Annotated in this window: 19 protein-coding genes; 13 read left to right on the top strand and 6 right to left on the bottom strand. The window is 60.8% G+C overall.

What is annotated here, in order from left to right:
* Positions 1 to 13 precede the first annotated feature (13 nt).
* The 7 genes from glgB to Q0792_RS04800 are packed head-to-tail and all read left to right on the top strand — an operon-like array spanning position 14 to position 12049.
* Complete coding sequence (gene glgB / locus Q0792_RS04830) at positions 14 to 2212, top strand: 1,4-alpha-glucan branching protein GlgB (RefSeq protein ID WP_298836970.1); 2199 nt, start codon at positions 14 to 16, stop codon at positions 2210 to 2212.
* Between the two features lie 44 nt (positions 2213 to 2256).
* Positions 2257 to 3516 carry a glucose-1-phosphate adenylyltransferase gene (glgC, locus tag Q0792_RS04825; protein WP_298836968.1) on the top strand — a complete coding sequence of 420 codons (1260 nt, stop codon included), beginning with the start codon at positions 2257 to 2259 and terminating at the stop codon, positions 3514 to 3516.
* 4 nt (positions 3517 to 3520) lie between these two features.
* The gene (gene glgA / locus Q0792_RS04820; RefSeq protein ID WP_298836966.1) at positions 3521 to 4963 is read left to right on the top strand and encodes a glycogen synthase GlgA; all 1443 of its coding nucleotides are present in this window, start codon (positions 3521 to 3523) and stop codon (positions 4961 to 4963) included.
* 13 nt (positions 4964 to 4976) lie between these two features.
* Positions 4977 to 7073, top strand: a complete 2097-nt coding sequence (glgX, locus tag Q0792_RS04815) for a glycogen debranching protein GlgX (RefSeq protein WP_298836964.1) — start codon at positions 4977 to 4979, stop codon at positions 7071 to 7073.
* Entirely contained in the window at positions 7070 to 9055 is a 1986-nt protein-coding gene (gene malQ / locus Q0792_RS04810; protein ID WP_298836962.1) for a 4-alpha-glucanotransferase, read from the top strand. Before glgX ends, malQ begins: the two co-directional genes overlap by 4 nt.
* Positions 9055 to 10686 carry an alpha-D-glucose phosphate-specific phosphoglucomutase gene (locus Q0792_RS04805; RefSeq protein WP_298836959.1) on the top strand — a complete coding sequence of 544 codons (1632 nt, stop codon included), beginning with the start codon at positions 9055 to 9057 and terminating at the stop codon, positions 10684 to 10686. The genes malQ and Q0792_RS04805 overlap by 1 nt, the downstream gene beginning before the upstream one ends.
* A 55-nt stretch (positions 10687 to 10741) precedes the next feature.
* Positions 10742 to 12049: a cytochrome c peroxidase gene (locus tag Q0792_RS04800; protein ID WP_298836957.1), complete on the top strand. Its 1308-nt coding sequence runs from the start codon at positions 10742 to 10744 to the stop codon at positions 12047 to 12049.
* Here Q0792_RS04800 and Q0792_RS04795 read toward each other — a convergent pair.
* Entirely contained in the window at positions 12046 to 13515 is a 1470-nt protein-coding gene (locus Q0792_RS04795) for a CRTAC1 family protein (RefSeq protein ID WP_298836955.1), read from the bottom strand. The genes Q0792_RS04800 and Q0792_RS04795 overlap by 4 nt on opposite strands.
* Positions 13512 to 14774, bottom strand: a complete 1263-nt coding sequence (locus tag Q0792_RS04790) for an ROK family protein (protein ID WP_298836953.1) — start codon at positions 14772 to 14774, stop codon at positions 13512 to 13514. Before Q0792_RS04790 ends, Q0792_RS04795 begins: the two co-directional genes overlap by 4 nt.
* A 202-nt stretch (positions 14775 to 14976) precedes the next feature.
* On the opposite strand from Q0792_RS04790, the gene xylF reads away from it, so the two are divergent.
* The 6 genes from xylF to Q0792_RS04760 all read left to right on the top strand — a co-directional run bounded on the left by xylF (position 14977) and on the right by Q0792_RS04760 (position 21836).
* Positions 14977 to 16008, top strand: coding sequence for a D-xylose ABC transporter substrate-binding protein (xylF, locus tag Q0792_RS04785; protein WP_298836951.1), 1032 nt, complete (start codon positions 14977 to 14979; stop codon positions 16006 to 16008).
* 106 nt (positions 16009 to 16114) lie between these two features.
* Positions 16115 to 17404: a sugar ABC transporter permease gene (locus Q0792_RS04780; RefSeq protein WP_298836949.1), complete on the top strand. Its 1290-nt coding sequence runs from the start codon at positions 16115 to 16117 to the stop codon at positions 17402 to 17404.
* Positions 17404 to 18150, top strand: a complete 747-nt coding sequence (locus Q0792_RS04775; protein ID WP_298836947.1) for an ATP-binding cassette domain-containing protein — start codon at positions 17404 to 17406, stop codon at positions 18148 to 18150. Before Q0792_RS04780 ends, Q0792_RS04775 begins: the two co-directional genes overlap by 1 nt.
* A gap of 3 nt (positions 18151 to 18153) precedes the next feature.
* On the top strand, positions 18154 to 19593 hold the full coding sequence (gene xylB, locus Q0792_RS04770; protein ID WP_298836945.1) for a xylulokinase: 1440 nt from the start codon (positions 18154 to 18156) through the stop codon (positions 19591 to 19593).
* A complete protein-coding gene (gene xylA / locus Q0792_RS04765) occupies positions 19590 to 20894 on the top strand; it encodes a xylose isomerase (RefSeq protein WP_298836943.1) in 1305 nt (434 codons plus the stop codon). The genes xylB and xylA overlap by 4 nt, the downstream gene beginning before the upstream one ends.
* 12 nt (positions 20895 to 20906) lie before the next feature.
* Positions 20907 to 21836: a glucokinase gene (locus Q0792_RS04760; RefSeq protein ID WP_298836941.1), complete on the top strand. Its 930-nt coding sequence runs from the start codon at positions 20907 to 20909 to the stop codon at positions 21834 to 21836.
* Here Q0792_RS04760 and Q0792_RS04755 read toward each other — a convergent pair.
* From Q0792_RS04755 to Q0792_RS04740, 4 genes are read right to left on the bottom strand one after another with little or no spacing between them, the layout of a single operon-like run.
* Positions 21815 to 23731: a beta-galactosidase gene (locus Q0792_RS04755; RefSeq protein ID WP_298836939.1), complete on the bottom strand. Its 1917-nt coding sequence runs from the start codon at positions 23729 to 23731 to the stop codon at positions 21815 to 21817. The two genes, Q0792_RS04760 and Q0792_RS04755, sit on opposite strands and share 22 nt — an antisense overlap.
* Positions 23728 to 24588: an SMP-30/gluconolactonase/LRE family protein gene (locus tag Q0792_RS04750; RefSeq protein WP_298836937.1), complete on the bottom strand. Its 861-nt coding sequence runs from the start codon at positions 24586 to 24588 to the stop codon at positions 23728 to 23730. The genes Q0792_RS04755 and Q0792_RS04750 overlap by 4 nt, the downstream gene beginning before the upstream one ends.
* A complete protein-coding gene (locus Q0792_RS04745) occupies positions 24585 to 25190 on the bottom strand; it encodes a 2-dehydro-3-deoxy-6-phosphogalactonate aldolase (protein WP_298836936.1) in 606 nt (201 codons plus the stop codon). The genes Q0792_RS04750 and Q0792_RS04745 overlap by 4 nt, the downstream gene beginning before the upstream one ends.
* Positions 25187 to 26092 carry a 2-dehydro-3-deoxygalactonokinase gene (locus tag Q0792_RS04740; RefSeq protein WP_298836934.1) on the bottom strand — a complete coding sequence of 302 codons (906 nt, stop codon included), beginning with the start codon at positions 26090 to 26092 and terminating at the stop codon, positions 25187 to 25189. The genes Q0792_RS04745 and Q0792_RS04740 overlap by 4 nt, the downstream gene beginning before the upstream one ends.
* Position 26093: the final 1 nt, after the last annotated feature.

The following is a 26093-nucleotide window of genomic DNA, read 5'->3' as shown; positions in this document are numbered from 1 at the left end:
AAGGAGTTGGTCTTTGACCCTCAGTGACACCGACAGACACCGTATTGTTTCGGGCACCCATCCAGACCCCTTTTCGGTGCTGGGTCTGCACAATGCGGACGGACGTTTTACCCTGCGTGCCTTTGTGCCCGGGGCAGAGGTTATTGAAGCCATCGACACAAAGACTGGCAGGCGGATCGTAAATCTGTCGCCGGTACCGGACGCGCCCGGTCTTTTTGAGGGCGTGGCTTCGCGCCGCAAAAAATCTTTTGCCTATCGCTACAGGATAACAGCAAACGGGCATACCTGGACCGAAGAGGATGCCTATCGGTTCGGTCCGGTGATCGGTGAAATGGACGAGCACCTGATCAGCGAGGGCGCCCATCGTCAGCTGTGGCGTGTGCTTGGCGCGCATGTAATGACGCATGAGGGCTCTGCGGGTACGCATTTCGCTGTCTGGGCGCCAAACGCCTCCCGTGTCTCTGTTGTAGGAGACTTTAACCTGTGGGACGGCAGACGTCACACAATGCGCCGGCGCGGCGCCACCGGCGTCTGGGAAATATTCGTCCCCTGCGTTGGCGAGGGGACGGTTTATAAATACGAGCTTCTTGACGCTGCCGGCAAGGCCCTGCCTCAGAAAGCGGACCCCTTTGGCTTCGGGGCCGAGCATCCGCCCCGGACGGGTTCTGTTGTCCGCAGGATCGAAGGGTATGACTGGCAGGATGGCCCGTGGATGGCCCGCCGCGCAGAGTGCCAGCGGTTTGACAGGCCTGTGTCAGTCTACGAGGTGCATCTTGGGTCATGGCGGCGCGTCCCCGAGGAGGGCAACAGGCCGCTGAGCTATCACGAACACGCCAGAGACCTTGTGGCCTATGCCGCCGATCTGGGGTTCACACATATCGAGCTGATGCCGGTGTCAGAATTTCCCTTCGACGGCTCGTGGGGGTATCAGCCTGTCGGTCTTTACGCACCGACAATACGGCACGGTACAGCTGACGAATTCCGTGCGTTTGTCGAGGCCTGTCACAATGCCGGTATGGGCCTCATCCTTGACTGGGTGCCGGGGCATTTCCCCGAAGACGCGCATGGGATCGGTCTGTTTGATGGTACCCATCTTTATGAACACGCCGATCGCAAAGAAGGGTTTCACCCCGACTGGAATACGCTGGTGTTCAACTATGGGCGCGCAGAGGTCTGCAATTATCTGACAGCCAATGCGCTTTACTGGCTGCAGGAGCACCATGTCGACGGCCTGCGTGTTGATGCTGTTGCCTCGATGCTCTACCGCGATTATTCGCGCAAAGACGGAGAGTGGATTCCCAACAAGGACGGCGGGCGTGAAAACTATGAAGCGATCGCCTTTCTGCAGGAAATGAACACCCGGACCTATGGCGAGGTGCCGGGGATTATGACGGTTGCCGAGGAATCCACTGCTTTTCCGGGCGTGACTGCACCTGCGGATCAGGGCGGTCTGGGATTTGGTTTCAAGTGGAACATGGGATGGATGAACGACACGCTCAGCTATATGAGCGAAGATCCCGTTCACCGGAAATACCACCATTCCAAAATGACTTTCGGCCTGCATTACGCGTTCTCCGAGAACTTTGTACTGCCGCTCAGCCATGATGAAGTTGTGCATGGCAAAGGCTCTCTGCTCGACAAGATGCCCGGCGAAGGTGAAGAGAAGTTCGCCAATCTTCGCGCATACTACGGGTTCATGTGGGGACATCCCGGCAAAAAGCTTTTGTTTATGGGGGGGGAATTTGCGCAGGGCCGTGAGTGGAACCACGACGGCAGCCTTGACTGGCATCTGCTCGACAATGCACTGCACCGGGGGGTGCAGAATCTTGTGCGTGACCTGAACGGTGTCTACCGCGAGTTTCCGGCGCTTTATCAGCAGGATGCATCGCCCGATGGGTTTGAATGGCTGGACGAGAACAATGCCGAACACTCTGTTTTCGCGTGGCTCCGGCACGGGCGTGAAGATACACCACCGGTGCTTGTCGTTTCGAACATGACACCGGTAGCGCGCGAAAATTATCTGGTGGGGGTTCCGGAACCAGGCCGCTGGCTCGAGCGTTTGAACACGAACGCTGCCGTATACGGCGGGAACGGGAACGGAAATCTGGGGAGCGCCGAGGCGACAGAGCACGGCGTTTCGGGCAGGTCGTGGGCGCTCAGCCTGACGCTGCCCCCCCTGACCACGTTGTTTTTCGTACCCGCGCGCGACTGATCGCGGTGTATACAGGGAGCAGGGAAATCAGGGGAGGAACTTGAATGAACACGGAATCGCAGCGGCTTGCACAGCAGACTATGGCATTTGTCCTGGCAGGTGGGCGGGGCAGTCGCCTTTACGAACTGACGGACATCCGTGCCAAACCTGCGATGTATTTCGGTGGTAAGAGCCGGATCATCGACTTTCCGCTCTCCAATGCCGTGAATTCGGGTATCCGCCGGATCGGTGTGGCGACACAGTACAAGGCCCATTCGCTGATCCGGCATCTGCAGCGCGGCTGGAGCTTTTTCCGCGCCGAACGCAACGAGTCGCTGGATATTCTGCCCGCGTCCCAGCAGATGAACAATGAGAACTGGTACAAAGGTACAGCCGATGCTGTTGCCCAGAACAAGGACATCATCGAAGGCTACGGGCCGAAGTACATTGTCATTCTGGCAGGGGACCACATTTACAAGCAGGACTATTCCCTGATGATCAAGCACCATGTCGAAAGCGGTGCTGATGTTACCGTGGGATGTATCGAGGTTCCACGGATGGAAGCCACTGCATTCGGTGTGATGAAAGTCGATACAGAAGACCGCATCCTCGACTTTGTGGAAAAACCCAAAGACCCGCCTGCGATGCCGAATGACCCTGATCGCGCGCTGGCGTCTATGGGCATTTACGTCTTTGAGACGGAATATCTTTTCCGGATTATGGCCCAAGCAGCGGCAGAGCCCGGATACAATCACGATTTTGGCGGCGACATCATTCCGAAGATTGTCGCCGAAGGCAAAGCAATCGCGCACCCTTTCAGCCGGTCCTGCGTCCGCACCGAAAACGAGATTGGATCGTACTGGCGGGACGTCGGTACAGTCGATGCCTTCTGGCAGGCAAATATCGACCTTACAGACTTCGAGCCTGACCTTGATCTATACGATACCGAATGGCCGATCTGGACGTATTCGGAACTTACGCCGCCTGCGAAATTCATCCACAACGAGGCAGGGCGACGCGGCCATGCGGTCTCTTCCATGGTTTCCGGCGGATGCATTATCTCGGGATCACAGCTGGACCGGTGTTTTCTGTTTACTGGTGTCCGCACGCATTCCTACTCGGAACTCAGAGGCGTCGTTGCGATGCCCTATGCCGAAATCAACCGGAACGCGCGGCTTACGAATGTCGTAATTGACCGGGGCGTGGTCATTCCTGCAGGTCTTGTCGTCGGTGAGGATGCGGATCTGGACGCGAAACGGTTCCGGCGGACAGACAACGGGATCTGTCTGATCACGCAACCCATGATCGACAGACTGGATCTCTGACAGGATGAAAGTTCTCTTCGTTGCCTCAGAATGCGCGCCCTTTGTAAAAACGGGCGGGCTGGCAGATGTGATCGGTGCCGTTCCAAAGGCCCTGGCGCAGACCGGTGCAGAGGCCCGGGTGATGCTGCCGGCTTATCCCGCTCTGAGGCCCCTGGCAGAACAGGCAAAGGAAGTCTGGTCCCTGCCTGATCTGATGGGAGGTCAGGCGCGTCTGCTTGCCTGTTCGGCCGAAGGTATTGACCTTCTGCTTCTGGATGCGCCGCACCTGTACGACCGACCGGGTGCGATCTATCTCGGGTCTGACGGGCAGGACTGGCCCGACAATGCCGAACGTTTTGCAGCCCTTTCGCGCGCGGCGGCGGCAGTAGGGACGGGTGCGCTGGAGGACTGGCAGCCCGACCTTGTCAATATGCACGACTGGCAGGCAGGGCTTGTCCCGGCTTACATGAGCCAGCTGTCGGCAAATCCGCCCCCCACGGTGATGACGATCCACAACATTGCCTTTCAGGGACTTTATGATCCGAAACTGATGAAAAAGCTCGGCCTGGAGCGCCGCCACTTTACCCGCGACGGGGCAGAATTCTGGGGTCAGCTTGGCTTCCTTAAAGCTGGTCTGGCCATGGCAGACCGCATCACGACCGTCAGCCCGACCTATGCGCGCGAACTGATGCTGCCGGAGTTCGGTATGGGGCTTGAAGGTCTGATGCGCTATCGCCGCCAGGACCTGACGGGCATTCTGAATGGCATAGACACTGACGTATGGAACCCGGCCACCGACCCGCATATCGCGGCGCGCTACACATCGCGGGGTCTCAGATCCAGGCAGAAGAACCGGCGCGCCCTGATGAAACGGTTTGGCCTTGAGGATGGACCCGGTCCGCTGTTCTGCGTGATCAGTCGTCTGACAACGCAAAAGGGTCTTGATCTCCTGCTCGAAGCGTTGCCCTGGCTGGTGTCGCAGGGGGGGCGCCTGGCTGTTCTGGGCAGTGGCGATCGTGCGCTGGAAACGGGATTTGCTGCGGCAGTGCACAAATGGCCGGGTGCCGTTGGTGCCGTCATCGGCTATGACGAGCCGCTGTCGCACCTCATGCAGGCAGGCAGCGACGCCATCCTGATCCCCTCCAGGTTCGAACCCTGTGGTCTGACCCAGCTCTATGGTCTGCGCTACGGGACGTTGCCGGTGGTGGCACGGACTGGCGGGCTTGCCGACACGGTGATCGACGCGAATGAGGCTGCACTGGCCGCAAACGTGGCAACAGGAGTGCAGTTTGCTCCGGTTACTACTGCAGCGCTGGAGGATGCCATTTCACGCACCTGCGATCTTTTTGCACAGCCTGATGTCTGGGCGGGCATGATGCGCAGGGCCATGAAGCACCCGGTCGGCTGGGACAGTGCGGCGAACGACTATATGGCGCTTTACCGCGGCCTTGTCGGCGCCGAAACCTGACGGGACGCCTGGTATGGCCTGTCACATCACTGCGGGCACACCGCATCCCATGGGCGCTGTGCCGCGGGATGACGGGGTAAATTTTGCGGTCTTTTCAGCGCATGCGCACCGGATCGAACTGTGCCTGTTTTCTGCGGATGGCAGCAAAGAAGAACAGCGCCTGGTGCTGCCCGAACGCACGGGCGATATCTGGCATGGGTTCGTTCCGGGGCTGAAACCGGGCGCTGCCTATGGATACCGCGTCTGCGGGCCTTACGCACCGGAGCAGGGTCACCGCTTCAACCCGCACAAACTGCTGATGGATCCCTATACGCGGGAACTCCGCGGTGCCTGGCAGAATGGCCCCCAGTTGCTTGGCTATGATGCGACTGCGGCAAACGAAGACCTGTCTTTTGACACCCGGGATTCAGCGCCTTTCGTGCCCAAATCCGTGGTGCCGGACCTCGCGTTTTTTCGCACCGACGCATCACACCTGCACCGCCCATGGGATGAAACAGTAATTTATGAGGCGCATGTCAAAGGGCTGACACAACTGCATCCTGACGTCAGCGACGCTTTGCGCGGTACATACGAAGGGCTCGCAAGCGATGCGGTCATTGACCACCTGCAGCGTCTCGGGATCACAGCGATTGAACTGTTGCCCGTCCATGCTTTCCTGAATGACGCGTTTCTGCTGCGCAAGGGCCTGACCAATTACTGGGGCTATAACACAGTTGGTTTTTTTGCGCCCGAGCCGCGTTACTTCGGACCGCAGGGTTATGCAGGTTTCCGTGACATGGTCCGCCGCTTTCATGCGGCCGGGATCGAAGTGATCCTCGATGTGGTCTACAATCACACCGCCGAAGGCGACCAGCGCGGCCCGACCCTTTCGTTCAGAGGGCTGGATAATGCATCCTATTACCGTCTGCGCCAGGGTCAGCCCCGTTTTTATGTCAACGATACCGGCACCGGGAACACCGTGAATGTGTCCAGCCCGCATGTGCTGCGTCTGGTGATGGACAGTCTGCGGTTCTGGGCCGGGACGATGGGCGTGGATGGTTTCCGCTTTGATCTCGGGACGACGCTGGGCCGTGAAGACCAGGGGTTTGATCCATCCGGGGGGTTCTTTGATGCGCTGCGGCAGGATCCGCTGCTCGCCGGTGTCAAACTGATCGCAGAGCCCTGGGATATCGGCCCGGGCGGCTACCGGCTGGGTGGGTTTCCGGCCCCGTTTACGGAATGGAATGATGCCTGGCGCGACACGGCCCGCCGGTTCTGGAAACAGGACGCGCACGCAGCCCAGGAACTTGGCGCACGGCTGACCGGTTCGGCAGATCGTTTTGACCACAGCGGCAGACGCGCGTGGAGTTCAGTGAACTTTCTTGCCGCGCATGACGGTTTTACGCTGGCGGATGTCACCGCCTACAACCGGCGCCACAATGAGGCGAACGGCGAAAACAACCGCGACGGGCATCACGGCAACCATTCTGACAACTGCGGGGTGGAGGGGCCCACGGGTGATCCGGATATACTGGCGCGCCGCGGGCTGCGGCAGCGCAACATGCTGGCAACGCTTTTTCTGTCGCAGGGCACTCCGATGCTGCTTGCGGGCGACGAGGCGGGGCATTCGCAGAACGGTAACAACAACGCTTATTGTCAGGACAATACCGTCACATGGATTGACTGGGCGAACGCGGAGCCGGACCTGACGGCATTTGTCGCCGGGCTTGCAGCGTTCCGGCGCGCCCACCCCGTGCTGCGGCAGAGCCGTTTTCTGCATGGTGACACGCGGGACACGGACGGTCTGCCGGATATCAGCTGGTTTGATACAGACGCGCAGGCGCTGAACTGGCGTGATCCGGGTTTATCTGAACTGTGCGTTGTGCTGCGCGGATCCGCTGATGCACCCAAAGAAGCAGATACGGACGACATGGTACACGTTGCTCTGATCAACAGTGACGGCGTGGCAGAGGTGACTTTACCACCGTTGCCCGACGGGCTTTGCTGGTACCGGGGTCTGAGCACCGCTGCCGAAGACGCTTTTGTAAGGCAACCCGCACAGTCGGGCACGTTCACTGTCGTGGGGCCTGTGGTCGTCGCTCATTTTGCGGCGCCGGAGACCGGCGGATGAATGCTGATCAGGCTCTCAGAGCCCTCGCGGATGAGGCAGGGATTTTCCCCGAGTTCAAAGACCTTGAGGGGGTGATCAGGCCAACCGGCGTCGATACGCAACGTGCCCTCCTGCGCGCGGCGGGCTTTGCAGCCGGATCTGGTGCCGAGATTGCCGAGAGCCTCGATGCGCTGGCCGCTGAGAAGGCGGCCGCCCTGTTGCCACCTGATGTCTTTGCAACCACCGGCGCGGCGGCAGAACTGTTAACGCGCGCAGACTGCTCGTGGCATGTCATCGCGGACGGGTCATCAGAAGAGATGGCGTCGGGGATCACCAGCGAATGCCGGTTGTCGTTACCGGCCCTGCCATCGGGCGTGCATCATCTGCACCTGGAACGCAGAGGCGAAGCTCAGGAGGTTCGCCTGCTGGTCAGCCCGGGGAAAACGCCATCTCTGGAGCAAACCGGCGCCGGCGCAAAAACCTGGGGTGTCGTCGCCGCTCTTTATGGCCTGCATTCAGAGTCCAACACCGGACCCGGCTCTTTTGAGGAACTGCAAAGGCTGGCAGCTGTTCTTGGGCTGCACGGGGCGGGGTTTCTTGGGATCAACCCGGTTCATGCGCTGGGCTGGGCAGACAAGGATACGATCAGTCCCTATTCCCCGAGCCACCGTGGTTTTCTGAATACCGGGCAGATCGCCATGCCGGGCGGGCATCGTCACTGCCAGCAGGGCGCGCTGCTGGATTATCCGAAACACAGGGTTTTGCACGAAGCGGCCCTCGAGGCCGCCGGTACTGCATTTTTTCACAATGCCGGCACAGCCGCACAAAGCGCGTTCGACAGGTTCTGCTCTGCGGGCGGTGCAGACCTGCGCGACTTTGCTCTTTTCGAAGCACTCAGCGAGCGCCACGGCCCTGACTGGCGGCACTGGCCTGCGGCGTTGCAACGGCCTGCAGGGGCTGCGACAGGGCCAGAGCCGGACCGGCTGCGGTTTCATCTCTGGCTGCAATGGATGGCAGATCAGCAACTGCGCGCGGCGCAGACCGCTGCTCTTGATGCTGGAATGCCGGTTGGCCTTTATCTTGATCTCGCGGTCGGCGCGCGGCGTGGCGGTGCCGAAGCATGGGCTGCACAGGATGCGCTGGCGCAGGGGGTGTCTGTTGGCGCTCCACCTGACCACCTCAGCCCGGCAGGTCAGAACTGGCAGCTTACCGGCTATGCGCCCCGCAGGCTGCAGATGCAGCAATATGCGCCTTTTCGTCAGGTGCTGGCGGCGACGATGCGTCACTGTGGCCTGATGCGTATCGACCATGTGCTTGGCCTGAACCGCAGCTACTGGATCCCGGATGAGGGCAGTCCGGGCGGGTACATCCGGCAGCCTTTCCGTGCCCTGATGGCCATTGTCGCCATCGAGGCGGAACGCGCAGGAACCGTGATCGTGGGCGAAGATCTGGGTCTTGTTCCCCCCGGTTTCCGCGAAGAGATGAGCGATCGGGGCCTTTACGGTTACACCGTGCAGCAGTTCGAAAAGACACGCGTTGGAAACTTCCGCCGCCCGTCACGCCTGCGACCGCACACGCTCGCATGTTTCGGGACACACGATACGCCCACACTGCAGGGGTATCTGCAGGGGGAAGACATTGCCTGGTGGGAAAAGCTGGGCTGGATTGATGCCGACACGCGTACCCGGGCGGGCAGACAGCGCCGCGCCGACGTCGCCACTTTGCCGGGGGGGCAGGCGCGCGGGCAAACGGCAGACGGCAGACGGGACAGTATCCACCGCGCCCTCGCCGGTGGTGCCACAGCACTGGTTGCCGTGCAGCTGGATGATATGCTGAATGTATCCCAGGCACAGAATCTGCCGGGAACCGTTTCGGAACATCCCAACTGGCAAAGGCGTTACCCGATCGGCGTAGACAAACTCTCCGACCACGCCGGACTGAAAAAGACAGCGCAGATCATGGCCCGGGCTGGCCGGTCTGCGGACAGAAGAAAGGATAACTGATGCAGATCGTTACCGTCGCCAAAGGGCCATTTGAGGGGCAGAAACCCGGTACATCCGGGCTGCGCAAGAAAACCCGGGTGTTCATGGAGCCCGGTTATCTGGAATGCTTTGTGCAGTCCGTCTTCAATGCTATTGGCGGCGCGAAAGGCAAAAGCTTTGTCGTCGGCGGCGACGGGCGGTACTATAACCGCGAGGCCATTCAGAGCATTCTGAAGATGGCGGCTGCAAACGGCGCCTCTCATGTGATTGTGGGAGAGGGCGGACTGCTGTCGACCCCGGCAGTTTCCAACCTCATTCGCCAGCGTGGTACCGACGGTGGTCTGGTGCTGTCGGCCAGCCATAACCCGGGTGGCGTCGACGCCGATTTTGGCATCAAGTACAACATTGCAAATGGTGGCCCCGCGCCCGAACACATCACGGCGGGCATCTTTGAACAGACCCAGTCAATCACCTCTTATGCAACGCTGGAAGCAGGGGACGTCGATCTTGGCACTCCGGGGACTTCGGTGCTGGGGGATATGACAGTCGAGATCGTCGATCCGGTTGCCGATTACCTTGCGCTGATGGAGAAGCTGTTTGATTTCGACAGGATTGCAGCGCTTTTCAGCAGTGGCTTTACCATGCGGTTTGACGCCATGCATGCAGTGACCGGCCCCTATGCGAGAGCTGTCCTTGAGGAGCGCCTTGGCGCGCCGGCAGGGACTGTGGTGAACGCTGTTCCCAGCGAGGATTTCGGCGGTGGTCACCCCGACCCGAACCCTGTCTGGGCCCGTGATCTGATGCAGGAAATGATGTCGGACACTGCGCCTGATTTCGGTGCCGCATCGGACGGTGACGGTGATCGCAATATGATTGTCGGGCGCGGTATCTATGTGACGCCCTCGGACAGTCTGGCGGTGCTGGCTGCAAATGCACATCTGGCACCCGGGTACAGTGCAGGTCTTGCCGGGGTCGCGCGCTCAATGCCAACCAGCGGCGCCAGTGACCGTGTGGCCGAGAAGCTGGGTATCGGAAGTTTTGAGACACCCACGGGCTGGAAATTCTTTGGCAATCTGCTGGATGCCGGCAAGGTCACGCTCTGCGGCGAGGAGAGTGCAGGCACAGGCTCTGACCACGTGCGCGAAAAAGACGGTCTCTGGGCCGTCCTTTTGTGGCTCAACATTCTTGCTGTAACTGAACGCCCCGTGGCGCAGATGCTGCAGGATCACTGGTCGGAATTCGGGCGCAACTACTACTCGCGCCACGACTATGAGGCCGTACCGGCAGAGGCCGCACAGGCGGTCATGGACCGGGTGGCCGGAAACCTGACAGGATTGCCGGGCACAACATCTGCCGGTCAGACAGTCAGTGCCGCGGACAGCTTTTCCTATCATGATCCGGTCGACGGATCGGTGAGTGAAAATCAGGGGCTGCGGATTTCCTTCAAGGATGGGGGGCGCGCAGTGCTGCGCCTCTCTGGTACAGGAACAGAGGGGGCCACGCTGCGGGTCTATCTCGAGCAATATGCCGGCCCCGACGATGACCACGGCCTGGACCCTGAAGCAGCACTGGCGGATGTCCGTGCAGCGCTTCTGGATATCACAGATCTTGAGAACCTTATCGGACGGACTGAACCGGACGTCAGAACCTGACAACCGACTGAACCTGACGGCGTGGAGCCGCAACCGATCACAACGGAAAAGACCAATGCGCGCAAAGATATTCGGCACCCTGATGTTTCTGGGCACAACTGTCATGGCAGGCCCGCCCGCACCGGTGACGGATGCAGATTACGTGCCGACAGACATGGAACAGGTCCGTCTCGGGCAGATGCTGTTCTACGACCCGATCCTTTCCGGAAACCGGAATATCTCCTGCGCGACCTGCCATCACCCGAAATTCGGAACCGGCGACGGCGTTGCTCTGTCACTGGGCGAGGGGGGGCAGGGACTGGGGCCGGATCGGGTCGCTAACCCCGACAACATGCCCGAACAGCGCATCCCCCGGAATGCGCCGGCCCTGTTCAATCTGGGCGCGCGGGAGTTCACGGTTCTTTTTCACGATGGCCGTATTGAGGTCGACGCGGACAAGCCGGGGGGCATCCGTACTCCTATGGGCGCGGAAATGAACCAGGGCTTCGCAAGCCTGCTGTCCGCGCAGACGATGTTTCCCGTCCTGAGCGCCGACGAAATGGCGGGTCACTACAGCGAAAATGAGATCAGCAAAGCTGTACGTCAGGGGCGCATTACCGGACCTGACGGAGCCTGGGATCTGCTTGCAGCACGGGTGCGGGACACTCCCGGCTATGCGCCCCTGATCGGGGCGGCGTTCCCTGATGTGGATGGGTTCGGCTTTACTCATATCTCGGACGCTGTCGCTGCTTTCATGGCCTTCGAATGGCGGTCGGACACCAGCCCGTTTGACGCCTTCCTGCGCGGAGGCGCACCGCTCGGCGATGCCGCTGTTGCCGGCATGGAGCTCTTTTACGGCGAGGCAAAGTGCGGGGACTGTCACAGTGGCAGCTTCCAGACCGACCACAGCTTTCATGCGATGGGCGTGCCGCAGTTTGGTCCGGGAAAAGCTGCGCGTTTTGAAAACCATGTGCGGGACACAGGCCGGATGCGGGTCACCGGCAGAGCGGAAGACGCCTATGCGTTCCGCACGCCATCGCTGCGTAATGTCACCGCCACCGGACCCTGGGGGCATACGGGCAGCCACGCGGATCTCGCTGCATTCATTGCCTATCACGCAGATCCCGCGTCGGCCTTTGACGGCTTTGATCCGGGTTCCGTCGATCTGCCGGACCTGGCAGGCGCGGACGACTGGCGGCATCACAATAACCCGACCGAACAGGCCCTGCTCAGATCGGCTGTTGTCCGGGGGAGCGTGGACCTCAGCGCCGGGGATGTGGCGTCGCTGGTGGCGTTTCTGGACAGTCTTACAGACGAAGCAGCTATAAAAGGACGGCTCGGTATTCCCGCGAAGGTGCCAAGTGGCCTTCCGGTAGACCGCTAGGGGCGCAGGACCAGACGCTGGTTCGCCCTGACGGACTGACGTGTCTGCGTACCGTCTGGCCAGGTAACAGTAACCAGGGCCTGTTCAGCGGTTCCCAGGCCAAAGTGCAGAGGCCCGGCCTGTCCTCCGCCGTGACCGCCGCCCACAGTGACCTCCTGAACCTGGCTCTGCCGGGCTGTTTCGACGGTCACCAGCGCCGAAACGGCCCGCGTATTCGGTGCCGGGGCCCGCAGTTCCGCCTGCAGCCAGTTCCCGGTCTGCGGGGTAACATTCCGATAAAGCTCGATGGGCGCGCGCCGGTTCATGACCACCAGATCCAGCCGTCCGTCACTGTCGAAGTCCGCAAGAGCCGCGCCGCGCGATCTTGCAGTGGTGGCCACACCCGCCGCGACAGAGATTTCTGCAAACGTCCCGTCGGCCTGTTGCAGCAGCAGGCTGTTGGGGTCTTCCATTGCAAGACCCGGCATCTGATCGACATTGCCCTTGGCGATAAAAAGATCGGGGCGGCCGTCGTTGTTGATATCACCAAACTCTGCATGCCACCCGGTAGAGGGCCGGCCGTCGTCGCCGATATGCGGTCTCTGGGCATAGGTGCCGATTGAATAGGGGGCGGCCTGATAGGTGCCGTCTGCACCGGCAATCTGCATCAGCTGGTCGCCCATAGACGTCAGCATCACCTCAGAGACGCCGTCACCGGTAATGTCGCGGCTGGCAATGCCCATACCCCAGAGCTGCACATCCGCCCAGCCGTCGCCAGGGCCGAGAAACCGGCCCTCGTCGATGTCGTACAGTTGTTCACTGCCACCGCGCACATAGTAGTGGCGGTCGTTTGACAGGCGCAGGCGGGTTGTGCCTGTGGCGTCACGTGCAAACAGGGCAGAGAGGGCGCAATACCCGGGGCTCAGCGTGGTGGATGAAAAACCAGTGCCATCCCAGTGGTGAAGCTGATTGTCATCACAGGCCTCAAAGGGACCATCCGGGTCATTGCGATCAACGTAATTCCCCACCGCCATCACCGGGCCGTTGTCCGTCCAGGTGGCCGAAAAAGAGGTTGACCAGGCGTCGCCCCCATCGAACCCCAGCAGATCGTTGACGGGCGTAAGTCCGCAGGCCCCGTCCCCGCGCAGCAGCTGGTTCTCGCCCACCCGAAGCACCATCACGTCGAGGTGGCCATCTCCGTCGGCATCCAGCGGCCAGGCGCCGGTTGTGCCGGTCAGTTCGGGCAGTGGCGCATCCTGAAAGCGCAGACCGCCGGTATTGCGCATCAGACGGGCAGGGTTCTCGCCACCCGCAGCGAGCAGGTCCGGCAGGTCGTCTCCGTTGCAGTCAAAAACCGCGACACCCCCACCGACGAAATGCTCCCAGCCGCCGTCATAAATATGCGCCGGCAGCTGATCGGAGACGTCTTCAAACAGCACATCCGCCGAGGCGACCTGCGCGCTGCAGACAAGGGCCAGCCACCTCATGTGCGGCCCTCTGCCATTGTGTCCGCGACTTCGGAAAGCGCGAGCGCGGCCGCGCCATGCGCCCACATCAGATCTCCCCAGGCGTGGGTTTCGACCTGTTGCGGAGAATCCTCGGGGCGGTTGAGCGCCAGACGGTGCATTTCGCCCATCACATCGTCCGCATACAGGTAATCGTACTGCATCCGCTCTCCGGCCAGGATGATGAGCGAAGGGTCAAAGAGGTTCACAACATTCGCAAGTCCGAGTGCGAGAAAACGCCCGGCACGACGGAAAATGATGCGCGCGGCCTCGTTGCCTGCCTTGGCCTGTTCGTAGAGCTGCTGGAGCATCACATCCGCGCCCATGGTGGCATCTGTGACGGTATCGAGCGCCGTGGAGGCTTCGCGTACGAGTGCGTAGTCGGCGACATAGGCCTCAAGGCACCCGCGCTGGCCACACTGACAAAGGGCACCGTCCAGCTGCACTTTGGTGTGGCCCAGCTCCATCCCCAGAGATCCGGCACCGCGGTACAGACGGTGGTTCAGCACAAGCCCCATACCAACGCCCTGTTCGATCGTCACAACAGCAAAATCCGCCATCGCGCGACCTTTGCCGAACCACAGTTCGGCCAGGGTCACCAGATTGGCGTCGTTGTCGACGGCCACGGGCACACCGAACATATCCTCGGCAAGGGCGCGGAGTGGACGGTCGGTTTCGGTCAACAGCGGCGACCATACCATCCGGCCGGTGCTGTATTCGATCATGCCGGGCATCCCCAGCCCGATGCACGAAATGTCGGCCCGCTGCAGATCGGTCTGTTTCAGCAGGGCGTCCAATACGCGCCCGGTCTCTTCGAGAACCTGATCAAGCGTGCGGCGCCTCTGATCTGTTTCCAGGCTGAACTGGGCCAGCGGCTCGCCTGCTGCATCCACCAGCAGCGCCGTGTGGCGCGTGCGCGAAAGCTTGATTCCGACAACATAGCCCGCCTGAGGCACGACGGAGAGCGCGACAGGGGGGCGACCGCGCGTTGTGGCCCGGCTGCTGTCGGGGTTTTCCTGTAACAGGCCCAGGTCCAGCAATTCGCCAGCGACGGTGGTCACAGACGCCGGGCTGACGCGAAGCTGTTTGGCGACATCAATGCGTGGTATCTGCCCTGCAGAGCGGACGCATTCGAAAACACGGTGGCGCAGACTGCTGGAAGGCGCCTCTGATTCGGGGCGGATCGGGCCACAGCCGGCAGGAAATCCGGTTTCCGCACCGCGCGTCAGTTCCACATTCATTTATTCAGTTCCTCAAAAATTAATCCGGAATATTACCGCATTCTATAGGAATCACATCAGTCTGAGCCAGTTTCGCACAAGAAATTTGCGCGAAATGAACAAATTTATTTTGACAGCTGAATTAAAACAGTCAATCTTTATTGCCATGCCAAAACAAAGAAACGGCATCAACAGACACTGAGATGTCCCTTGGGAGGATAGAATGAAGAAAATTGCAATTATGGGAGTCGTCCTGTCGGCCGCACTGTCAACGACCGCGCTGGCAGACGGCCACTCGATGACAGTGGGCGTCAGCTGGTCGAACTTCCAGGAAGAGCGCTGGAAAACCGACGAAGCGGCGATCAAAGCGGCTCTGGAAGCTGCAGGCGCGGCTTATGTTTCCGCTGATGCGCAGAGCTCCTCTGCAAAACAGCTGTCCGACGTTGAGAGCCTGATTGCTCAGGGCGTTGACGCTCTGATCATTCTCGCGCAGGACGCCGCAGCAATCGGCCCGGCTGTTCAGGCCGCCGCAGACGAAGGCATTCCGGTAGTTGGCTATGACCGCCTGATCGAAGATCCGCGCGCCTTTTACCTGACGTTTGACAACGTCGAGGTGGGTCGCATGCAGGCCCGTGCCGTGCTTGAGGCGCTGCCCGAAGGCAATTACGTCATGATCAAAGGCTCGCCCACTGATCCGAACGCAGACTTCCTGCGCGGTGGTCAGCAGGAAATCCTCCAGGGCGCCATTGACGCCGGCAAGATCAACATCGTTGCCGAAGCCTATACAGACGGCTGGCTGCCCGCGAACGCACAGCGCAACATGGAGCAGATCCTGACAGCAAATGACAACAATGTTGATGCTGTTGTGGCGTCCAACGACGGTACTGCTGGCGGTGTTGTTGCTGCCCTGACCGCACAGGGCATGGAAGGCATCCCGGTTTCTGGTCAGGACGGCGATCATGCCGCTCTGAACCGTGTGGCCAAGGGCACTCAGACCGTATCGGTCTGGAAAGACGCGCGTGATCTGGGCAAAGCCGCCGCAGAAATCGCGGTATCCCTCGCAGAAGGCACCGAAATGTCCGCTGTGGACGGCGCCCAGGAATGGACGTCCCCCGGTGGCACCAAAATGACAGCACGTTTCCTGGCACCCGTGCCGGTAACCGCTGCGAACCTGTCCGCTGTCGTTGATGCGGGCTGGATCACACAGGAAGCACTCTGCCAGGGCGTCTCCGGCGGCCCGGCTCCCTGTAACTAATTCTCCCTGAAAACCGGCGGGCCCCACTCCGGGGCCCGTCCACCCTGCGATGCCCCGCCGGTCCGGCGCGGGCAAACCCCTTGTTTTACCCCTCCCGGAGCGCGCCATGACGGATGTATCCGCACCACAGGTAAAGAAACGCACAGGCTTTCAGGCGCTGGAGGTCGATACGCGGCTTCTGGGCATGATCGGCGCGTTTCTGGTCATTTGTATCTGCTTTAATATACTGACTGAAGGGCGCTTTCTGACGCCCCGGAATATTTTCAACCTGACTATTCAGACGGTCAGCGTCGCGATCATGGCAACGGGTATGGTCTTTGTGATTGTCACCCGCCACATTGATCTGGCGGTCGGCGCACTGCTGGCGACCTGTTCGGCGTTTATGGCGATGCTGCAGACCCGCTATCTGCCGGACGCATTCGGTCTTGGGCTCGGGCACCCGCTCACCCCATGGATCACGATTGCCGCAGGCCTGATTGTCGGCTCCGTTGTTGGCGCGTTTCAGGGCTGGCTCGTGGGCTATCTTGCGATCCCTGCCTTTATCGTCACGCTGGGTGGGTTGCTCGTATGGCGCAACGTTGCGTGGTATCAGACAAGCGGACAGACGATTGGTCCGCTGGACCCGACCTTCATGAAGCTGGGTGGGATCAACGGCACCCTCGGAGAAACATGGAGCTGGATATTCGGCATTGTTGCGGTCGTCTGGGCGCTCTGGGCGCTCTGGTCCGCACGTCGTGCCAAGATTGCACATGACTTTCCGGTAAAACCTGCCTGGGCGGAAGCAACCATCGCGGCTGTTATTGCGGCCGGTATCATGGGCTTTATCGCCATACTGAATGCATATCAGATCCCCGAACGCCGCCTGGAACGCATGTTTGAGGCGCGCGGCGAGACAATGCCGGAGGGCTTTTCCGCAGCCTATGGTCTGCCGTTGTCTGTTTTGCTCCTGATCGCTGTGGCGGTGGCCATGACACTCATCGCACAACGCACCCGGCTGGGGCGCTACATCTTTGCAACGGGCGGCAATCCGGATGCCGCAGAGCTGTCCGGCATCAACACGCGGATGCTGACGGTCAAAATCTTTGCGCTGATGGGCTTTCTCTGCGCGCTGTCAGCGGTCGTTGCCTCGGCCCGCCTGACAAACCACTCCAACGATATCGGTACGCTGGATGAGCTGCGCGTTATCGCAGCCGCCGTGATCGGCGGCACGGCTCTCGCGGGCGGCATCGGTACCATCTATGGAGCGATCCTTGGGGCGCTGATCATGCAGTCGCTGCAGTCGGGTATGGCCATGGTGGGGGTTGATGCCCCCCTTCAGAACATCGTCGTGGGCACAGTTCTTGTGGCCGCCGTCCTGATCGACACGATTTACCGTAAAAAGACCGGAGGCCGCTGATGGCACCTTTATGTGAAATGCGCGATATCTCGATCTCTTTCGGCGGAGTGCGCGCTGTGGATGGCGTTTCAATTCACGTCAACCCCGGCGAGGTGGTCGGACTTCTGGGCCACAACGGGGCTGGAAAATCCACGCTGATCAAAATCCTGTCGGGCGCCTACAAGGCCGACAGCGGCGAGATTTTCGTGGAAGGTGAACAGGCCCATATCGCCAGTCCCCGTGACGCACGCCGTTACAATATTGAAACGATTTACCAGACGCTCGCGCTGGCGGATAACCTTGATGCCGCGTCGAACCTCTTTCTGGGGCGGGAGCTGACAAACTGGATGGGCTTTGTCGATGACGACAAAATGGAAGCCGAAACACGCAGGATCATGGCGCGGCTGAACCCGAACTTCCGCAAGCTGAAGGAGCCTGTTTCAGCGCTTTCCGGCGGCCAGCGGCAGTCTGTTGCAATTGCCAGAGCGGTTTACTTCAATGCGAAAATCCTGATCATGGACGAGCCAACAGCAGCACTCGGGGTCCATGAAACACAGATGGTGGCAGAACTCATCCAGGAGCTGAAAAAGCAGGGACTGGGCATCTTCCTGATCAGCCATGACACGCGCGAGATGCTTGAACTGTGTGACCGCGTTTCCGTCATGAAAAACGGAAAACTCATCGGTACAGAGCGTGTCGAGGATGTGACTGAAGACGATATTCTGAGCATGATCATCATGGGCAAGAAACCCGACAAGGCGGCCTGATCCATGTATCTGGGACTGGACCTTGGCACCTCCGGACTGAAGGGCGTTCTGACGGATAACGATCAGAACGTGGCCGGAGAGGCCACCGCACCCCTGACGGTACAGCGTCCGCACGATGGCTGGTCAGAGCAAAGGCCTGCCGACTGGCTGGCGGCAACGGAAAGCGTGATCGCCTCGCTGGGGCAGGATCATGATCTGTCCGCAGTCCGTGGCATCGGTATCAGCGGCCAGATGCATGGCGCGACGCTTCTGGATCAGGCGGGTGACGTACTGCGACCCTGCATGCTCTGGAACGATACGCGCAGCCATGCACAGGCCGCTGCCATGGATGCAGATCCCGACTGGCGGGACATTTCCGGCAATATCGTGTTTCCCGGTTTTACAGCACCCAAAGTTGCATGGGTGTTTGCAAATGAGCCTGAAGTGTTTGCAAAGTGTGCCAGGGTGTTGCTTCCTAAAGATTATCTTCGGTTCTGGCTTACAGGTGAGGCGGTATCTGAGATGTCGGACGCCGCTGGTACCAGCTGGCTCGATACCGGTGCGCGTGACTGGTCGGATAAACTGCTTGCCGCGTCGGGTCTCTCACGAAAACATATGCCACGCCTTGTCGAAGGGTCTGAGCCCACGGGAACCCTGCGCGCCGATCTGGCACAGCGCTGGGGCATGCGCCCGGATGTGATCCTGGCAGGTGGTGCAGGTGACAACGCGGCCGCGGCGGTGGGGATGGGCGTGGTCCGCCCCGGGCAGGCCTTTGTGTCGCTCGGCACATCCGGTGTGCTTTTTGCGGCAAGCAGTGCCTATCAGCCTGATGCGCCTGCCGCGGTCCACACGTTCTGCCATGCGCTGCCGGACCTGTGGCACCAGATGGGTGTCATACTTGCCTGTACAGATTCGCTGAACTGGTATGCTTCGCTGGTGGGGTCTGACGCCGCGACACTGACGGAAAGCCTCGGGATGCTGCAGGCGCCGTCGCAGACGCTGTTCCTGCCGTATCTGGGCGGCGAAAGAACGCCGCATAATGACGCCGCAGCACGCGGGGCATTCTTGGGCCTCGGACATGCGACGGACAAAGAGGCCGGTACCCGCGCCGTTCTGGAAGGCGTCAGTTTTGCGTTTGCAGACTGCCTTGACGCCCTGCAATCCACAGGAACGCGTATCGACAGCCTGGTGGCCGTCGGAGGTGGCAGCCGGTCCGGGTACTGGCTGCAGGCACTGGCCACAGCGCTGAACATGCCCGTCGACGTGCCCGAAGCGGGCGATTTTGGCGGAGCTTTCGGTGCCGCGCGTCTGGCGCAGATGGCCGTGACCGGGGGCGGTGCCGAACTGGCTGCGCCGCCACGCATCGCACAAACCGTAGTGCCGGATACAGCTCTTCTGGACGCGTTTTCTGCGGGCCATGCCCGCTATCGCGCCGCATATCATGCCCTTAAGGAGGCCCTATGACAGATTTTTTCGCCGGAACAGAACCGCTCCGCTATGCACCGGACGCGCCGGCTGATCAGCTGGTCTTCCGCCACTACAATCCCGATGAGGTGGTTGCCGGCAAAACGATGTCGGAACACCTGCGGTTTGCCATCGCCTGGTGGCACAGTTTTGCCTGGCCTGGCGGCGATCCGTTCGGCGGCCAGACCTTTGACCGTCCGTGGTTTGGCGAAACCATGGATCTGGCCCGCCTGAAAGCAGATGTCGCCTTTGAGATGTTTGCCCTGCTTGGGCAGCCCTATTACTGCTTTCATGATGCAGACATCCGGCCCGAGGGTTCAGATTTTTCTGAAAACACACGAAACCTTAATGAGATAGCAGACTATCTTGAAGAAAAAATGGCTGCTGGCGGTCCGCGTCTTCTGTGGGGTACGGCCAATCTTTTCTCGCACAGGCGCTTCATGGCCGGTGCGGCAACCAACCCTGATCCCGAAGTTTTCGCCTGGTCTGCGGCAACAATTAAATCCTGTATGGACGTAACGCATCGCCTCGGGGGCGAGAACTACGTGCTCTGGGGCGGGCGTGAAGGCTATGAGACACTGCTCAATACGGACCTTGCGCAGGAGCGGCAGCAGGCGGGTCGCATGCTGCAGATGGTTGTCGACTACAAACACAAGATCGGTTTTTCGGGCGAGATCCTGATCGAACCCAAACCGCAGGAGCCGACAAAGCACCAGTATGATTATGACGTTGCTACAGTTTACGGGTTTCTCAAGGATTTCGGTCTCGAGAACGAAGTGAAAATGAACCTTGAGCAGGGACACGCCATTCTGGCCGGGCACAGCTTTGAGCATGAGCTTGCGATGGCCGCATCGCTTGGCATCCTTGGCTCCATCGACATGAACCGCAACGACTATCAGTCTGGCTGGGATACAGATCAGTTTCCGAACTCGGTGCCGGAAGTCGCGCTGGCATATTATGAAATCCTGAAGGCGGGTGGCTTTACGACCGGTGGAACAAACTTTGACGCCAAGCTGCGCCGCCAGAGCCTTGATCCGGTTGACCTTATCGCGTCGCACGCCGGCGCAATGGACGTATGTGCGCGCGGTCTCAAAGCGGCAGCTGCAATGCTGGAAGATGGCGGGCTTGAAGAGGCTCGGTCGGCACGTTATGCGGGGTGGCAGAGTGATCAGGCGCAAAGCTGGCTGACGTCAGAGAGCCTGGAAAGCATCTCCGCAACGGTTGTGGAGCAGGGTATCAACCCGCAGCCCAGATCCGGGCGGCAGGAGATCCTTGAAAACTACGTAAACAGATTTGTCTGAAGGCAAGGGCGGATGGTACTGATACTGGCGGATGTTGGGGGCACGAATGTGCGTTTTGCGACAGCGCAGAACGGCATGATCGACCCTGCCGGTGTCCGCCGGTATCGCAACGACAACTACGCCAGTTTCGATGCCGCACTGGAGGATTATGTCGCCTCTGAGAACATCGCCAACGTCGAGGCCCTGACCGTCGCGGTGGCAGGACCGGTAAATGGCACGAAAGCGCGGCTGACAAACCGGGGCTGGGATTTTGACACCCACGCATTGGCTGAAAAACATACGAATGCCGCTGCCTTTTTGCTGAATGATCTCAGTGCACTGGGATACGCTCTTGACAGTTTGGGTGAAGAAGGTGCCGAGGTTGTTCTGCAGGCGCCTGCCAACGATCAGGACCAGCGTCTGGTTGTTGGTGCAGGCACCGGTTTTAACGTGAGCCCGGTGCTCAGAGCCGGTGACCAGACCATCTGCCTCAGAGCAGAGGCTGGCCTGTGCAGCCTGCCGTCGCGCGTTCAGAAGATCATGGAAGACTACATCGGCGGGCCCGCCGGATGGGTGCGGTGTGCCGAAGATGCGGTACGTGGCCCGGGCCTCGCTGAACTGCATGCAGCAGCCACTGGCACGCCAAAAAAAGATGCCAGCGAAGTGATGGCCGCGGCCTCATCCGGTGACAGTGCCGCCCTGGCGTCAACGATGGTCTATGCCCGGATGCTGGGTGCTTTCGTGCAGGACCTGCGGCTGCTTTATATGTCGGGCGGCGGGATTTATCTGGCCGGTTCAGTGGTTCGCGGGCTGTTGAGCAGCCCCGCCAGAGACACATTTATCGAAACGCTTCACGAACAGCCCACAGTCAAGCAGACGATGCAGCCTGTTCGGGTTTCGGTGATCACACAGGATGAAGCAGCGCTTTTGGGGTGTCTGGCCTACGCCCGCTCAGTGGTCTGACGCGGCCACCAGACGACACCAGCCGCCGGGATCGTCTCTCCGTTGAATACCACCGGCTCCGGCCCGTAATTAAACGCAAATCTGTGGTGCTGCGTATCCCGCAGCCGCAAGCCTTCGGGCAGGGGGGTGACTTCGATGCCGGCCTCACCAGCGAGCCGCGTTACGATCTCTGACCACAAAGCATCGTCGGGCCATGCACCGAGGTAGTGTGTCTGCCCATCTGACATCAACATGGGCGCGCCCGTCGCATCAGCCAGACTGACGTTTGCACTGCCTTCCAGTGTTTCGACCCAGCGCAAAACTGCACCGCCGGGTGCCACGGGGCGTCTGATGCCTGGTGGCAGGCTTTCGACCCGTGTGGCCGTTACATCAAAGCCCGGTATAGCAGGGCCCATTGGTTGCGGGATGCACAGCTCGTCGGTGACCGCGTTCGTCCGGGGGCCGAGCAGCACGGTCTGCCCCTTAATTGCAGCCATCAGGGGGGCGGGCACAGACGCCATGCCGGGGATCAGCACGAGCGCATAGCCCGCCAGCGAAGTCGTGTCCGAGGGCAGGATATCCACCGACAGTCCCTGCCGCCGCAACGCCCGGTAGGTATCAAGCACCAGACGGAAATAGCTGAAATCAGCGCCCTGCGGCAGTGTGCTCCAGGCCCATTCCGACGGATAATCGAACACCAGTGCCACGGGCGCCTGGGCGATATCCGTGTCGGGCATTTCGGCCAGTTCGCACGCGACCGTTTCGGCCTCGTGCTGCCCGGGCGCGGGTGCGTTGTCCGGGCGGCGCAGACCGGCGTGCATCTGTTCCTGCGCAAAAGGTGCCTGACGCCAGCGGAAATAGCTCACGACCTCCGCGCCATGCGCAAAGGCCTCCCATGACCACAGGCGCACCATGCCAGGCAGTGGTGCAGGGTTATAAGGTGCCCAGTTGACCGGTCCGGGCTGCTGTTCCATCACCCACCAGCGATTATCGTTCCCGACAGCCCGGTAAAGATCATGGTGAAAGGCCTGCATATCCGGATCGCCCTGCCGCAGATACCGTGCCTTGTGTTCGGGCGTGCCCTCCAGCCGGTCAGACAGAAACCCGATGGGGTAGCTGTCCCAACTCGCAATATCGATGGATGATCCGACCTCAAAATGATCGAAATCGAGCACACGGCCCATATAATTGTGCACCAGTGGTGCGTCGGTGCGCGGACGCAGTGCTGCGACCTGCGCCTCGTGCCAGCGCACCACCTGATCAGAGCTGAATCGGCGGAACGCGAGTTCATGGCTGGGGTTCGGCTGGGTTACCATCAGGTTGGGCAGGCCGATCTGCTCAAAACTGCTGTACTCCATCGACCAGAACACATTGCCCCAGGCCGTATTCAGCGCATCAATCGTACCATAACGGTTGGCCAGCCAGGTCTGGAATGCCTCATGCGCGGTATCGGACCACGACAGGATGGTGTCGTGGCAGCCGTATTCATTGTCGATCTGCCAGGCGTGAATGCGGGGGTCACGGCCATATCTGTCGCCAAGAATGCGACAGATTTCTGCCGCCGCCTCGCGGTACCCGCTGTGACTGAAGCAATAGTGCCGCCGCGAGCCGAAACCGCGCACGTGCCCCTGCGCGTCCCGCGCAAACATGTCCGGAAATCTTTCGGTCATCCAGACCGGCGGTGTACAGGTCGGGGTGCCGAGAATGACTTTCAGGCCTGCGTCGCTCAGCACTGCTATGGCATCATCCAGCCAGTCAAAGTCATACTGGCCGGGCACGGGTTCGATACGGCTCCACGCAAATTCGCCGATCCGTACCCATGAGATGCCAGTTGCGACCATGTCGGCGGCATCCTGTTCCCACATCGGGCGGGGCCAGTGTTCGGGATAGTAGCAGACGCCAAGGCTGCGTTTCATAGCAACAGAACCCCTGGTTCGGGCAGGCCCCGGGCCACACCGGTGATTTCAAATGTCTGACCGTGGGCATGGTCACCCGACAGCGCCTGCCGGGCAATACCCTGGGTCGCGGATGTCGCAAAGAGTGTCGTGAGGTCATTGCCCCCAAAGGCCGGACAGGTGATGTGATCGGCTGGCAGATCGACCGCACGGACGAAGGCGCCATCGCGATACGCCGCGACCCGTCCGGCGCCCCATTGTGCCACCCAGAGCGTTCCGTCAGCGGCCGTCACGGCACCGTCCGGTGCCAGCCCGTCTTCTGAAAGGTCAATGTGGACGCGGGCGTTTCCGGCCGGCCAGCCACTGCGATCCAGCGGTATTTGCATGATCTGGGACGTCTTTGTATCGGTATAGAAGGCATGGCCACGATCCGGTGCAAAACAGATCGCGTTTGAAATAGTGATGCCGGCGACGACGCGGCGCAGCTGGCCCTGATGAAAGCGGTAGATTGATCCGGCGCCGGGCTCGGCATTGCGACCCATTGTTCCGATCCAGAATCCGCCCCAGGGGTCGGCACGGCCATCGTTGGAGCGTGTGACGCTGTTGCCTGCCTCGAGGGGGCAGAGCTTTTGCCGGCTGCCGTTATCAAGGTCAAAGGACCACAGGCCCGAAGCGGAGGCGATCAGCAGCTGTGTCTGGCTGATCCAGCCCGCGGCAGAAACCTCTTCATCGAAGGCCCAGCTCTTTTCTGCGCCGTTTTCACGCGTCAGAAGCTTTCGGTCGAGAATATCGAACCAGAACAGCTGCCTGCGCAGCGGGTGCCAGAGCGCGCCTTCTCCCAGACGGCAGTGCCGCTCGTCAAAGACGCGCACATTCATGAGGTGGCTGCGCGCCAGGCATTGACGATTGCGGTCGCACGCTCTGCCACTTCTGCTGCGGTAAGGCCTGGTTTGTAAATTGCAGACCCCATGCCGAAACCGTCCGCGCTTGCGGCAATCCAGTCAGAGAAATTGTCCGGCCCTGCGCCGCCCACAGCATAGACCCGGGTGCCCGGTGGCAGAATGGCCCGCATTGCCTGAAGACCCGACGGGCCGGCCATGGAGCCGGGGAAAAGTTTCAGCCCGTCAGCTCCGGCATCGAGCGCCGCAAAGGCTTCAGTGGGGGTGAACACACCTGGCCAGCTCTGCATGCCGCGTGCCCTGGTCGCGCGGATGACTTCCGGTTTGCAGTCAGGCGAGACAATCAGTTTGCCGCCTGCGTCAGCCACATCTGCTACGTCCTGTGTGCTGAGAACAGTTCCCGCGCCGATCAGGGCTGTATCGCCGAACTGACGCGCCAGAGCGGCGATGCTGTCCAGAGGATCAGGTGAGTTGAGCGGCACTTCGATCTGAGTGATCCCCGCGTCGATCAGGGCGGCACAGATGGCCGGAGCTTCGGCAGGTGTTACGCCGCGCAGGATCGCGATAATGGGCAGGGTCATGTTGTCTCTTTCAGCAGTCTGCGGGCCGCTGTCAGTCCGGCCAGGGTTGCACGTTCTGTATCGACCATCAGGCAGCTGACCCCCTGAGGTGCCAGCGCATCCCGATAGGCGCAGGCCTGAGTGCCGGTCCCGAGAATGGCCATGTTCTGACCCAGCCAGTAGGGTCGGGCGGCTGCCAGTTCTGCGCCGATAAGCAGACCGGAGAGAGCAGCGCGGGCCGTTGAAGGATCGGTTCCGGTGAGCAGCTGTCCCGCGCGCAGGCCAAAGAGCCTGCCGGCCAGTTTTTCCGGTCGTGCCAGGGTGTCGCCCACAGCAGCCTCAAAAGCGTCACTGTCCCAGCCTTCGCCGGATACGGAATGACGCAGGACCGAGGCTCCGCTCACAAGCGCAAAAAGTTCGCCTGTCATAAAGGTCTGAAAACTGACGACTTCGCCTGCGCTCAGGTGCACCCATTTGGTATGTGTGCCGGGCAGGCAAAGCACGCCGTCCCAGCCCGGATTGAGTTGCAGAAAGCCTGCAATCTGGGTCTCCTCGCCGCGCATGACGTCCGGTGGGGTGGTCTGCGACAGGCCGCTGACAATATGGACGGACAGATCACCGGACGCCGGGGCGCGTGTCAGTGCGCTTTCTGCGGGGGCGCATGGCACCTGACGATAGGGCGCTTCTACCCAGCCCTGCCGCGATCCGACCATGCCGCAGGCGATGACCGGCACCGGACCATGTGAAAGCCAGGGCGAGACCAGCGCTTTCAGCGCCGGCTCAAACGCGTCCTGCGACAGACTGCCCATTCCCTCATCGGAACACGCACGGTCCAGAACCCGCGTGCCCCGCATGGCCCAGGCCCGCAGGTTGGTGGTGCCCCAGTCAACGGCAATCCAGTCTGGTGTCACGGTGTCGTTCATG

Source organism: uncultured Roseobacter sp. (assembly GCF_947495025.1).
Classification (GTDB): Bacteria; Pseudomonadota; Alphaproteobacteria; order Rhodobacterales; family Rhodobacteraceae; genus Roseobacter.
This window is presented reverse-complemented; position numbering and strand designations above follow the sequence as displayed.